Annotated in this window: 12 protein-coding genes and 2 tRNA genes; 9 read left to right on the forward strand and 5 right to left on the reverse strand. The window is 71.6% G+C overall.

Features of this window, described 5'->3' with window-relative positions; genetic code table 11:
- Positions 1 to 31 precede the first annotated feature (31 nt).
- On the reverse strand, positions 32 to 1,177 hold the full coding sequence (locus tag LNW73_RS21835) for a M48 family metallopeptidase (RefSeq protein WP_374118152.1): 1,146 nt from the start codon (positions 1,175 to 1,177) through the stop codon (positions 32 to 34).
- A gap of 136 nt (positions 1,178 to 1,313) precedes the next feature.
- Between LNW73_RS21835 and LNW73_RS21840 the strand changes: the two genes are divergently transcribed.
- The 6 genes from LNW73_RS21840 to LNW73_RS21865 all read left to right on the forward strand — a co-directional run bounded on the left by LNW73_RS21840 (position 1,314) and on the right by LNW73_RS21865 (position 5,247).
- Complete coding sequence (locus LNW73_RS21840) at positions 1,314 to 1,466, forward strand: hypothetical protein (RefSeq protein ID WP_187144878.1); 153 nt, start codon at positions 1,314 to 1,316, stop codon at positions 1,464 to 1,466.
- An 8-nt stretch (positions 1,467 to 1,474) separates the two neighbouring features.
- On the forward strand, positions 1,475 to 2,077 hold the full coding sequence (nadD, locus tag LNW73_RS21845; RefSeq protein WP_138353140.1) for a nicotinate-nucleotide adenylyltransferase: 603 nt from the start codon (positions 1,475 to 1,477) through the stop codon (positions 2,075 to 2,077).
- A gap of 27 nt (positions 2,078 to 2,104) precedes the next feature.
- Positions 2,105 to 3,856, forward strand: a complete 1,752-nt coding sequence (locus LNW73_RS21850) for an LCP family protein (RefSeq protein WP_250991045.1) — start codon at positions 2,105 to 2,107, stop codon at positions 3,854 to 3,856.
- 139 nt (positions 3,857 to 3,995) lie between these two features.
- Positions 3,996 to 4,430, forward strand: coding sequence for a ribosome silencing factor (gene rsfS / locus LNW73_RS21855; protein ID WP_138353142.1), 435 nt, complete (start codon positions 3,996 to 3,998; stop codon positions 4,428 to 4,430).
- Entirely contained in the window at positions 4,427 to 5,080 is a 654-nt protein-coding gene (locus tag LNW73_RS21860; protein ID WP_250992999.1) for a histidine phosphatase family protein, read from the forward strand. Before rsfS ends, LNW73_RS21860 begins: the two co-directional genes overlap by 4 nt.
- Positions 5,081 to 5,174: 94 nt before the next feature.
- A tRNA-Ala gene (locus LNW73_RS21865) sits at positions 5,175 to 5,247 on the forward strand.
- A 217-nt stretch (positions 5,248 to 5,464) separates the two neighbouring features.
- Here the strand turns inward: LNW73_RS21865 and LNW73_RS21870 are convergent.
- Positions 5,465 to 6,415: a helix-turn-helix transcriptional regulator gene (locus LNW73_RS21870; protein ID WP_250991046.1), complete on the reverse strand. Its 951-nt coding sequence runs from the start codon at positions 6,413 to 6,415 to the stop codon at positions 5,465 to 5,467.
- A 102-nt stretch (positions 6,416 to 6,517) separates the two neighbouring features.
- Here LNW73_RS21870 and LNW73_RS21875 point away from each other — a divergent pair, with 102 nt between their 5' ends.
- Positions 6,518 to 7,966 carry an MFS transporter gene (locus LNW73_RS21875; protein ID WP_250991047.1) on the forward strand — a complete coding sequence of 483 codons (1,449 nt, stop codon included), beginning with the start codon at positions 6,518 to 6,520 and terminating at the stop codon, positions 7,964 to 7,966.
- Between the two features lie 157 nt (positions 7,967 to 8,123).
- Here LNW73_RS21875 and LNW73_RS21880 read toward each other — a convergent pair whose 3' ends face one another.
- Positions 8,124 to 9,191 carry an alkene reductase gene (locus LNW73_RS21880; protein WP_250991048.1) on the reverse strand — a complete coding sequence of 356 codons (1,068 nt, stop codon included), beginning with the start codon at positions 9,189 to 9,191 and terminating at the stop codon, positions 8,124 to 8,126.
- A gap of 90 nt (positions 9,192 to 9,281) precedes the next feature.
- Here LNW73_RS21880 and LNW73_RS21885 point away from each other — a divergent pair, with 90 nt between their 5' ends.
- Entirely contained in the window at positions 9,282 to 9,845 is a 564-nt protein-coding gene (locus LNW73_RS21885; RefSeq protein WP_250991049.1) for a MarR family winged helix-turn-helix transcriptional regulator, read from the forward strand.
- On the opposite strand, the gene LNW73_RS21890 is transcribed toward LNW73_RS21885, so the two are convergent.
- Entirely contained in the window at positions 9,835 to 11,190 is a 1,356-nt protein-coding gene (locus LNW73_RS21890; RefSeq protein WP_308407700.1) for a glycosyltransferase 87 family protein, read from the reverse strand. The genes LNW73_RS21885 and LNW73_RS21890 overlap by 11 nt on opposite strands.
- Positions 11,191 to 11,399: 209 nt before the next feature.
- Here LNW73_RS21890 and LNW73_RS21895 point away from each other — a divergent pair.
- Positions 11,400 to 11,472, forward strand: a tRNA-Ala gene (locus LNW73_RS21895).
- Between the two features lie 3 nt (positions 11,473 to 11,475).
- Here LNW73_RS21895 and LNW73_RS21900 read toward each other — a convergent pair.
- Positions 11,476 to 12,276: a hypothetical protein gene (locus tag LNW73_RS21900; RefSeq protein ID WP_250991050.1), complete on the reverse strand. Its 801-nt coding sequence runs from the start codon at positions 12,274 to 12,276 to the stop codon at positions 11,476 to 11,478.
- Positions 12,277 to 12,446 lie beyond the last annotated feature (170 nt).

Raw genomic sequence — 12,446 nt, forward strand, 5'->3', positions numbered from 1 at the left:
TTGCGGGGCCCGGGAGCGCCTGGAATCGGTGTCACTCCGCGCGGGGGCCGTTCTCCGGGCTGTCCCCGGGGCCGTCCTGCGTCTCGTCGGCCGGCCGCTCCTGGGTGCTGGTCTGCGTGCCGCCCGGACCGGTGAACTTGTTCCTGAGCTTGCCGCCGATGTCGCCCGCGCCCGTCGATATGTCGCGGATCAGGCCCATCAGCGGGTCCTTGCTGGTCTTGACGTTCTCCGCGTAGTGGTTCGCCGACTCCTTGAAGGTGTCGTAGACCGAGGTGTCCTTGTCCTCGGCCCTGCGCGGGTAGTGCCCGTCCATCAGCCGCTGGTGGTCACGGCTCTCGGACCACTTCTTCAGCTCGGCGGCGCGCACCGTGGTGAAGGGGTGGGTGCGCGGCAGCACGTTCATGATCTTCAGGACGGAGTCGCGCAGGTCGCCGGCGGCCTCGTACTCGTCGGCCTGCTTCAGGAACGCGTCCACGTTCATCTCGTGCAGGTGGTTGCCGCCGGCGATCTTCATCAGCCCGCGCATCGACGCCTGCAGGTCCTGCCCGACCAGCAGCCCGGCCCGGTCGGCCGACAGCTCGGACTTGCGGAACCACTCGCGCAGCGCCGTGACGATCGCCAGGATCGCCAGGTTGCCCAACGGGATCCACGCGACCCGCACGGCCAGATTCGTCAGGAACAGCAGGATGGTGCGGTAGACCGAGTGGCCGGAGAGCGCGTGGCCCACCTCGTGGCCCACGACCGCCCGCATCTCCTCCTCGTCGAGCAGCTCGACCAGGCCGGTGGTGACCACGATGATCGGCGAGTCCATGCCGATGCACATCGCGTTCGGCTGCGGGTCCTGCGTGACGTACATCGACGGGACCTTCTCCAGGTCCAGGATGTAGCAGGCGTCGAGCAGCATGACGTTGAGGTGCGCGAACTGCTGGTCGCTCACCCGGACGGAGTCCGAGAGGAACAGCAGTCTCAGCGAGCGCTCGGGGAGCAGTCCGCTGAGCGCCTTGAAAGCGGTGTCGAAACCGGTCAGCTTGCGGAGCGCGACGAGCGCGGACCGGTCGGCGGGATGCTCGTACGCCCTCGAGGAGATCCCCGGGAAGCGCTTTCGCGTGCGGCTGGGCACCTTCTCGGCACCGCCACTGGACTCCGTGGAGTCGCTCGGATCGTTCGGCACGGACATAGTGACCCAACCCCCAGATAGCCAACCGGTACATACTCTGGACGCGCGGAGCCTGCGCTAAGTTCCACAGGGCCCGCCCGTACGATGTGCGTGAGTCTTCCCGTCCACCCTCGAAACCGCAAAGGTCCTGCCGACCATGACGTCATACGCAGCTGCCGCACTGACCACCCTCGCCGAGGAGTCGGGTGGGGGGAACCACGAGAGCCTCAGCCCGTATCTCACGGGCGGTGGCGCGCTGTTCGCGCTGCTCCTCCTGCTGTGGATCACGACCCGCTTCAACCGGGACTAGTCTCCGCGATGCCTGGGAACGTGAAGAAGCGGATCGGCGTGATGGGCGGAACGTTCGACCCCGTCCACCACGGTCACCTGGTCGCCGCCAGTGAGGTGGCGAGTCTGTTCCAGCTCGACGAGGTCGTCTTCGTGCCGACCGGCCGGCCGTGGCAGAAGGCCGACAAACCGGTCTCGCCACCCGAGGACCGTTATCTGATGACGGTGATCGCCACCGCCTCCAACCCGCAGTTCTCGGTGAGCCGCAGCGACATCGACCGCGGCGGCAAGACGTACACCATCGACACCCTGCGGGATCTGCGCGACGAGCACGCGGACGCGGACCTCTTCTTCATCACCGGTGCGGACGCGCTCAATCAGATCTTCTCCTGGCGGAACGCCGAGGAGCTCTTCTCGCTGGCGCATTTCATCGGGGTGACGCGTCCTGGGCATACCCTGGCGGATCCGGGCTTCCCGGAAGGCGGGGTCTCGCTGGTCGAGGTTCCCGCGCTGGCGATCTCGTCGACGGACTGCCGCCAGAGAGTGGCCAAGGGCGATCCGGTCTGGTACTTGGTGCCGGACGGGGTGGTGCGCTACATCGACAAACGCAGGCTCTACCGGGACGACGGGTAGCGGACGCATCGCAGTGAAGGGGTCCTCGTGAACGACGCAAACCCCCGTTGGCAATACGCCGAGGGAGGTCCTGAGAACGGCCAGGACCCGTACACCCCGCAGGACCCGCCCGCGCCCCAGGACCCTTACTACCAGCAGCAGTACGGATACGACCCGTATGCACAGCAGCCGGAGCAGCAGCCAGGGCAACAGCAGCCGCCGCCGCAGCAGACGCAGCAGCAGCCGGGGTACGCCGACCCGTACTACGCGGACCCGGCGCAGACGTACGCCGGGCAGCAGCAGGGCTGGATCCCGCAGCAGCAGCCGTATCCGGACCCCCAGTACGCGCAGCCGCAGCCCTTGCAGCAGCCGCCGTACCAGGATCCGCAGTACCAGCAGCAGCCGCAGCCGCAGCCGCAGTACGGCGCGCCGCCCGCTCAGCCGTACTACGCGGCGTCCGCCCCGGCCGCCGCTCCGCCGGCCGCCCCGGTACCCGCGCAGGCCCCCGGGCCCGACGCCGTTCCGCCGCAGCAGCAGGCCGGAGAGGACTACCGCACCGAGCAGTTCGCCTTCGTCGACGAGGACGACGAGGAGTCGGAAGAGGTCATCGACTGGCTGAAGTTCTCGGAGTCCCGCACCGAGCGCCGTGACGAGCGCAAGCGGCGCGGCCGCAAGCGCAAGATCGCCCTGGTGCTGCTGGTCGTGGTGGCGCTGGTCGGCGGCACCGGCTACCTCTGGAAGACCGGCCGGATCCCCGGCCTCGGCGCCCCCGGCAAGAACACGGCGGCGGCCGGCGCGGGCGGCCAGAAGCGCGATGTGATCGTGGTGAACCTGCGGCCGGTGGACGGCTCGGAGTCCTCCACGGCGCTGCTGGTCAGCAACCGGACCACCGGCAAGGGCACCACGGTGCTGCTGCCGAACGCGCTCGCCCTCAGTACCGACGACGGCGGTTCGACCACCCTCGGCAAGCAGATCGACCAGGGCCAGGAGCCGACCCGGCAGGGACTGAACACGCTGCTCGGGTCCGACATCAAGGGCAGCTGGCGGCTGGACACCCCGTATCTGGAGATCCTCGTCGAGTCCCTCGGCGGCATCACCGTGGACACCGACACCGCGGTGAACGGGAAGGAAGCGGGCAAGGTCCTGGTCACCCAGGGCAAGGCGCAGGAGCTGAACGGCCAGGGGGCCGTCGCGTACGCCACGCACCGCGGCGCCGGTGAGGCGCAGGCCAAGCAGCTCATCCGCTTCGGTCAGGTCATGCAGGCCGTGCTCGCGAAGATGCCGAGTGACGCCGCCTCGGCGACGAAGACCGTCGACGCGCTGAACTCGATCCCGGATCCCTCGCTGCCCATCAACGCGCTCGGCGCCTCGCTGGCGCAGCTCGCGGAGCAGGCCAAGACGGGCACGTACAGCACCGCGCTGCTGCCGGTGCAGCCGAACGGGACGCTGAGCGCACAGGCCACCGAGAGCGTCGTGAAGGACGTGCTGGGCGGCACCGTGAAGAACGCCGGGGCCTCGGCGCAGGCCAGGGTGATGATCAAGGACGCTACCGGCGACAGGAAGGCGGCGGGCCTGGCCCAGGCCGCGATCCTGAACGGCGGCTCCTACACCTACGTGCCGGGCGGTACGGCCCCGAAGTCGCAGCCGGCCTCCGAGGTGGTGTACGCCGACGACGCCCGCAAGGCGGCGGCGGCCGATGTGGCCAAGACCCTGGGGCTGCCGGCGGGTGCGGTGAAGAAGGGAACGGTCGCGGCGAATGCGGACATCACGGTCGTCCTCGGCAAGGACTACAAGGGCTGACACCCCCCTGAGCGGCGGCCCGGGACCGGCCGGGAATCCGCTCGGGGGGCTTGACCAGGCCTGATGGATAACGGGTCGGGGGCTGTCCGTGGGGCGTGAGACCCTGGAGAGACACGCCCTCGACCCGAAAGCCTCACCTGTGACCGCCACTGACCACTCCATCGAGCTCATCAAGGCCGCCGCGCAGGCCGCCGCCGACAAGCTCGCGCACGACATCATCGCCTATGACGTCAGCGACGTCCTCTCCATCACCGACGCGTTCCTGGTGGCCTCCGCCCCGAACGACCGGCAGGTCAAGGGCATCGTCGACGGCATCGAAGAGGCGCTCCTCAAGGAGCTGGGCACCAAGCCGGTGCGCCGCGAGGGCGAGCGCGACGGCCGCTGGGTGCTGCTCGACTACATCGACATCGTGGTCCACGTGCAGCACTCCGAGGAGCGTGTCTTCTACGCCCTCGAGCGGCTCTGGAAGGACTGCCCCGAGATCGAGCTGCCCGCCGACGCCGTCGCCACCCGCGGCAAGGGCGAAGAGCACGCGAAGCTGTACGCCGCCGAAGCGGATGGAGACCTGAGCTGAACGGGCACACGACGGGCCGCGGCCGCCGGATCGTTCTTTGGCGGCACGGCCAGACCGAGTGGAACCTGGAGCAGCGCTTCCAGGGCAGTACCGACATCCCGCTGACCGCGGACGGTATCGCCCAGGCCCGGCGCGCCGCCAGGCTGCTCGGCGCTCTCGAACCGGCCGCGATCATCGCGTCCGACCTGCAGCGCGCCTCCGCGACGGCCGCCGAGCTGGCCGCCGTGACCGGCCTCGGCGTGACCCACTACGAGGGGCTGCGCGAGACCTACGCGGGGGACTGGCAGGGTCTGACCCACACGGAGATCGTCGCGCTGCACGGCGAGCAGTACGCCGCCTGGAAGCGCGGCGAGCCGGTACGGCGCGGCGGCGGTGAGCTGGAGACCGAGGTCGCGGACCGGGCGGCGCCCGTGGTGCTGGGCGAGGCCGACAAGCTGGCCGACGGCGGCACCCTGGTGGTGGTCAGCCACGGCGGCACGATCCGCACCACGATCGGCCGGCTGCTGGGGCTGGAAGCGGGCAACTGGGAGGCCCTCGGCGGTCTGTCGAACTGCTGCTGGTCGGTGCTGGGCGAGGGCGCGCGCGGTTGGCGGCTGCTGGAGCACAACGCGGGCACGCTGCCCGAACCGGTGCTCGGCGACGACAACTGATCCACTCCCCGGTGGATCACCGGGCGGATTTCGCATCTGCCCCGGAAACCGGTTAAGCTTCTTCTCGTTCCCAGCGCGAGCCGCTGGAAACGGCGGGGCTGTAGCTCAGTTGGTAGAGCGCTTGCATGGCATGCAAGAGGTCCGGAGTTCAATTCTCCGTAGCTCCACAATAGGGATCCCGTCCGATCACTGCGATCGGGCGGGATCTTTGCGTTTCCGCAGGTCAGCGGGGTGCGGCTCGGGCGTCGGACGTTCTCGGGCCGGGAGCGGGTCAGTCGATGGTGTCGCCGAGTGACTCGGAGAGGTGCCGCAGGGCATCGGCGAGGGCCGCCCGCTCGGGTTCGGTCAGTGCGGCGAGCCGCCGGTGTGCGGGTGTCCCGCCCCTTACGAGAGGCGGGACTCCACCGGCTCCGCCACCCGGCCGGGCAGCCGCGCGGCCGCCCGTTCCGCTTCCCGTTCCGCCACGATCTCCGAGACCTTCCGCCGGTGCGCGGGGCAGCCGATCATCGGTTCGTCCATGGTGCGCAGCCGCTCGATCTGCGCGCGGCTCGTGTCGTCGGCCGGGGTGTAGACGACGATCCGGTGCTCGGCCATGCCGTCGATCGCCAGCGACACCGACGTCAGGTTGATCAGCCCGACCGACGCGTGCCGGAACACCTTGAGCCGGGGTCCCGGCGAGGCCACGTCGCCGCGTGCCCACATCTGGGCGAACTCCGGGCTCTCGTGGATCAGGCGCGCGATGAACGTCTCCCAGACCGGCTCCCCGACATGCCGGCCGTACGCGGCGCGCAACTGACCGACCATGCGCGGCAGTTCCTCGTCGCTGTTCACCATCGACGAGCAGCACTCCGGGATGGTGAACAGCTTCAGCAGCACATTGCGTTCCGCGCGCGGGACGAACGCGGTCGCCGGCCAGATGTCGCGGTAGGCGGCGTTGGAGGCCTGTACGTCGTAGCGCGCGCTGTAGACGACGGCGGGCAGCGGGTCCAGGGCGTCGAGGATGCCCTGCACCTCCTCGCCCACCACCTCCGCGTCGGAGACGTCCTGGCGGACGAACGGCACCCCGGCCAGCCGGTAGAGGTGCTCGCGTTCGGTCACGTCGAGCTGGAGCACCCGGCCGACCGCGTCCAGTACCTGCACACTGGCGTTGATCGGGCGGCCCTGTTCCAGCCACGTGTACCAGGTGACCCCGACCCCGGCGAGCTGCGCGACCTCCTCGCGCCGCAGACCGGGGGTACGGCGCCGCAGGCCCGGCGGCATGCCGACGTCCGCGGGGGTGATGCGGGCGCGGCGGCTGCGGAGAAAGGCGGCCAGCTCGGTGCGGCGTCGGGGCATCTCCCCATCCTCCATCGGGCCGGGCGCGCTTGCCAGGTGCTGCCGGTACCAGCATCACAGGGCTCTCGTTACCAGTAGCGCGCCGCGCGCAGGCTGGCGGTCATGACGAATTCCGTGCTCCCGTTCCCCGTCACCGACAAGGAGACCATCCCCGGCCCCGACCGGCGTCCGCGCACCGGCCTGCTGCTCGGCATCATCCTGACGGGCCAGTTCATGGCCCTGCTCGACGTCTTCATCGTGAACGTCGCCGCGCCCACCATCCGTACCGATCTGCACACTTCGGGTGCCGGGCTGCAGCTCATCGTGGCCGGCTACACGATCGCGTACGCCGTACTGCTGATCACCGGCGCCCGGATCGGCGATCTGCTCGGCCACCGGCGGGTCTTCCTGTCAGGACTGGCGCTCTTCACGGCCTCGTCGCTGGCCTGCGGCCTGGCCCAGTCCACGGGTCAGCTGATCGGTTTCCGGTTCGTCCAGGGCGCCGGTTCGGCCCTGATGATTCCGCAGGTGCTCAGCCTGATCCAGCTGACGTTCACCGGCGAGGCCCGGTCGAAGGCGCTCAGCGTCTACTCGGCGGTGATCGCCTCCGGCGCGGCGATCGGCCAGTCGCTCGGCGGGGTGCTGGTCAGCGCGGACCTGTTCGGCACCGGCTGGCGGCCGGTGTTCCTGGTGAACGTGCCGATCGGGCTGGTCATGCTGGTCATCGCGCCGCGGGTGATCCCGGCCGACGTCCGCAGCGCCCCCGAACGGCGGCGCGGGCTCGACCTGCCGGGACTCCTGACGCTGGGCGCCGCGGTGACGCTCTTCACCGTGCCGCTGGTACTCGGGCAGGAGGAGGGCTGGCCGGTGTGGGGCTGGATCTGCCTGGGCCTGAGCGTGGTCCTGTTCGCGCTGTTCACGGTGCTGGAGTCGCGGCTGGCGCGCCGCGGCGGCGCCCCGCTGGTGTCCGGGCGGGTGCTGCGGGCGCCGGGGATGGCGCGGGCGGCGACGATGATCGGCCTGGCCATGGCGGTCAACGCGGGCTTCCTGTTCAGCATCGCCCTGCATCTGCAGACCGGGCTGGGGGACAGCGCGCTGCGCACCGGCCTCACCTTCGCCGTCGCGGCGGTGTTCTTCGGCGGGGTCGGCCTCAACTGGCGCCGTCTGCCGCGGAGCTGGCACCGGTGGCTGGCCCCGGCCGGCTTCGCCGTCGCGGCCCTCTCGTTCGCCGTGCTCGGTCTGGCGCTGCGCGGCGGCGGACACGGCGGGTTCGCGCTCTTCGCCGGACTGGCGGGGATCGGTACGGGGCTGGGCGCGGCGTTCAGCCCGACCCTCACCCGCGCGCTGGGGACGGTGGCCCCGCAGGACGCGGCCGACGCCAGCGGGCTGCTGGCCACCGTCACCCAGCTCGGCATGCTGGTGGGCGTGGCCACCCTCGGCACCCTGTTCCTGAACCGCCTCGACGTCGCGGGGCCGCACCCCGCGGCCCATGCCTTCGCGGTGACCGCGGCGGCGCTGACCGTCGTCGCGGTGGCCGGGGCGCTGCTGGGGCTGCGCCGCGCCAAGGTGTAGCCGCGCCGCACGGAGCCAGGGGGGACGTGGTCGGGCCGGATGGAGCCAGGCCGCACAAAGCCAGGACCGCCTCCCCGCATCCCGGCTTCCGTCAGCAACCGGCCCCGGCCCCGCTCCGACCGCCTCGCCGCGAACTGTTCCGCTCCGCCCGCTCCGTTCAGACCAGCGCCGGATAGTCGGTGAAGCCGCGCTCGTCCCCGCCGAAGAACGTGGCGGAGTCAGGGGTGTTGTACGGGCCGCCGGTCGCGAGGCGGCGCGGCAGGTCGGGGTTGGCGAGGAACAGGGCACCGTAGGACACCAGGTCCGCGGTGCCGTCCTCGATGAGGGCGAGCGCGTCGGGACCGGTGGGACGCCGCTCGGTCCAGACGTTGAGAACGAGGGTGCCGGCGTACTGCTTGCGCAGCCGCAGCGTCAGCTCGCGGTCGGCTCCCTCGACCAGGTGCAGATACGCCAGGCCGAGCGGTTCCACCGCGCGCACCAGGGCGCTGTAGACGGCCTCCGGCTCGGGCTCGGCGATGTCGTTGTACGGGTTTCCGGGGGAGATCCGCAGACCGGTGCGGTCGGCGCCGATCGCACCGGCCACCGCGCGCGTCACCTCGACGGCGAACCGGATGCGGTCCTCGTCCTCGCCGCCCCACTCGTCGGTGCGGCGGTTGGTGTTGGGGGCCAGGAACTGGTGGACCAGATAGCCGTTGGCGCCGTGGATCTCGACCCCGTCGAAGCCGGCCTCGATCGCGTTGCGGGCGGCGGTCGCGAAGTCGGCGATGGTCCGCCGGATCTCCGCGTCGTCCAGCTCACGCGGCGCGATGAACTCCTTCGGCCCCTCATGGGTGTACACCCGGCCCTCGGCGGCCACCGGTGAGGCGCTGACCGGGACGAGCCCGTCCGGCAGCAGGTCCGGGTGGCCGATCCGGCCGGCGTGCATCAGCTGGGCGAAGATCCGGCCGCCCGCCGCGTGCACGGCGTCGGTCACCGTCCGCCAGGCGGCGATCTGCTCCGCGCTGTGCAGCCCGGGGGTGTCGGGGTAGCCCTGGCCGACGGCGCTGGGCTGGATCCCCTCGGTGATGATCAGCCCGGCCGAGGCGCGCTGGGCGTAGTACTCGGCCATCGCCGGGGTCGGGGTGGCGCCGGGACCGTAGGCCCGGCTGCGGGTCATCGGGGCCATCGCTATGCGGTTGGGAAGCCGGGTACCGGCGAGGTCGATGGGGTCGAAGGCGTTGGACATGAGGGTCTCCCCAGGAAGTTATGTGGTCGGCCAATCAATCAACGGGGAAGTAGCGCGACACATTCCTTGGCCGGCCAACATAATGGGTTCATGACCCCGAAGAGCCGCCCCGCGGCCACCGAAGACCCCGCCTGTACGCCGCCGCCGGCCCCCGCCGGCCGTACCGGCATCAGCCACGCGGTGTTCCGCACCGCCCGCGCCCACCGCATGGCCGCCGGCCGGCTGCTGCGCGGCGCCGGGCTCTACGCGGGACAGGAGCTGCTGATGATGCGGCTGTGGGACGCGGGACCCCAGCGGCAGGCCGAGCTGATCAAGCTGCTGGACCTCGACCCCTCGACCGTGACGAGGATGGTCCAGCGCCTCGAACAGTCCGGTCTGGTCACCCGCCGCCCCGACCCCGACGACGGGCGCGCGGTCCTCGTCGAGGCGACCGAGGCCGGCCACACGCTGCGCGCGCCCGTCGAGGACGCGTGGCGGAAGCTGGAGGAGATCACCGTCGCGGGGCTGTCGGCCGACGACCGCAGGGAACTGGCCCGGCTGCTGGCCCGGGTCGAGGACAACCTGCTCTGCCGTGGCATGGATGGGACGGATGGGGCGGGCAAGGCGGATGTGATGGGGGCGACCGCCGAAGCAGGGGGGTCGGTCAGCGGTTGACGTAGTCGTACGCGGCCGACCGCCGCGACGACAGCACGGGCGTGGAACGCCGCCGCCGGCGCGGATCGTTGCGGAAGGCCTGGAACGCCACCGTGCCGGTCACCGTGAGGAACGCGGCGCCGATCACCGGATAGACCGCGGACAACATCATCTGCCCGCCGTTCTGCCCCAGTTCGAACCGCCCGGCGCCGTGCGGGACCAGCCACAGCATGAACGAGCAGAACAGCGCCCCCGTCAGGGCCGTCCCCGCCGCCCACAGCGCGTCCCGGCGGCGCAGCGCCTCGGTGGCGAGCAGGACCACCATCGGCACCCCCCACACCCAGTGGTGCGACCAGGAGATCGGGCTGACCAGCAGCGCGGTCACCGCGCAGGCCACCGTCGCCCAGGCCACGTTGTACGGGAGCCGGTCCCCGGCGAGCAGCGCCGCGACCGCGACGGCCAGGCCCGCGCAGCCGACGGCGGCGGCCGCCAGCAGCCAGCCGCTGCCCGGGTCGCCGGTGTGCAGGGCGCGGGCGAAGATCCCGCGCAGCGACTGGTTGGCGGTGTCCTCGCCGAAGCCGACCCGGTCCGCCGCGAAGAGCATCTCGGTCCAGAACCGCCGTGAGTCGTGCGGCAGCGCCACCGCGGCCATCGCCACCGTCCCGATGAACGTGATGACGGCCACCGCGGCCCGCCGCAGGTGCGGATTCCAGGGGCTGTGGCCGCGGCGCAGCCGCCGCCAGCCCAGCGCCACCCCGGCCAGCGCCAGCAACACCGCGAACAGCGCGGGCGTCAGCTTGATGCCCGCCGCGATCCCGGTCCCGAAACCGGCCCAGCGGTGGCTCGCGCGCCGTGTCAGGTCCCACAGCACCAGCACGGCCAGCAGCAGGTTGATCTGTCCGTACCGCAGGGTCGTCCACACCGGCTCGCACCACACCGCGACCGACGCGACGGCCAGCGTCACCGCCGCGGCCGGCAGCTTGACCGGCCGCCCGGTCAGCCGCAGCGACAGATGCACCAGCGCCACCAGCAGGCCCAGGTTCGCCACCGTCGCCACCGCGCGCATCCCGCCCACGCCGATCCACGTCAGCGGCATGAACATCAGCGCGGCGAAGGGTGGATACGTGGTCGGGAGGTTCGCGTACGTGGCCCGCATGTCGTACAGGTCGCCGCCGTTGCGCACGGTCGCGCCCTCGGCCCGGTAGACCATCAGGTCGATCATCGACACATGGGAGGCGCGCTGCGCCATCCAGAAGCCGGCGAAGGAGACCAGGCAGACCGCCGCGGCGAGCAGCGTCGGTCGCCGCAGAATGAACGTCCTGGCCGCAATCATGCGGGTGTCGGCGGTCAGCTGCGTCGCTGTCACAGTGCGCTGCTCCAGGGAGACTGGTGGGGGGCACGGGGCGCCGGTGAACCTGGCACGGAATCCCGACATTACCTGGCTCGGCCTCGGAACAGCAGGGCAACGGTTCCTCCAGGTGAGCCCCCGGCTTCCCGGTAAACGATTTGGCGAAACACCCCCAGGGCCGTGTAATGTATGCCGAGTCGCCGGGGGAACCCGGCGGGGCACAACGCGGGGCTGTAGCTCAGTTGGTAGAGCGCTTGCATGGCATGCAAGAGGTCCGGAGTTCAATTCTCCGTAGCTCCACAATCAGAAGGCCCGATCGCCGAACCGGCGGTCGGGCCTTTTTCGTCTTCTCGTCCGTCCTTCTCCGCGAGCCGCGGCGCCGGCGCCGGGAGGCCGCCGGTCACCGCCGCCGCGGTCGTCCCGCGGCGGGCGCAGCCGTACGACGAGCGCGGCGGCGACGGCCACCAGGCACAGGGCGTACGCGGCGACCACCCAGCCGGCGGGGGCGCGGCCGGCCCTGAGGCCGTGCACGATCGCCAGACACCAGGAGACGTACGCGCAGGAGTGCAGCACCCGCCACCGGCCGGCCCGCCACCGGCCCGCGAAGGCACTGCGCAGCGCGCCCGTCACGGCGGCGAGCACCATGAGGTAGCCGGACAGGGTGCCGAGCGCGATCAGCACCGCGCCGCCCCGCGGGCCGAACGGCAGCAGTCCGGAGGGGAGCAGCGCGCCGGAGACCGGGACCCGTCCGACCGCGATCTGCACCGAGACGTGCAGCACCAGGAAGCCGAGCGCGCCGACGGCGGTGGCGCGGTGCACGGCCTGGGCGAGCAGCCGGTGCCGCGGTCCCAACAGCGCGCGGTCGGTGGAGATCAGACCCCAGACGACGGTCGCGGTGAGCGACACCAGGGTGAGCACGCCGGAGGTGAACCGGAGGTATCCGCGCATTCCCGGCCCCGAGGTGAGGGCCAGGATGAGGACGCCGGCGGTGGTCGCGGTGCCCACGGCGATACGGAGCACCGTGCGCGCGGAGCCGGGCCCCGCCCGGTCGTTGACGCCGCGGGTCCGCTGCTCCCGGTGCGCGCGGTGCTGGCGCATTCGCATGACCGGGACGCTAGGCGGGCCGGCGGAGCCCGGCGGCCGGCTTCCGACAACTCCGGCCGCGCCGTTGCCGCCGCTGCTAACGTCGTCCGTTCGGGTACCGGATTCCCTTTCGGCGCCCGCCGATCGGGCGCGGTTCCCATCGGCCCGGCCACGGTTCCCACCGGCCGGGT

This window comes from Streptomyces sp. RKAG337, assembly GCF_023701715.1.
Taxonomy (GTDB): Bacteria; Actinomycetota; Actinomycetes; order Streptomycetales; family Streptomycetaceae; genus Actinacidiphila.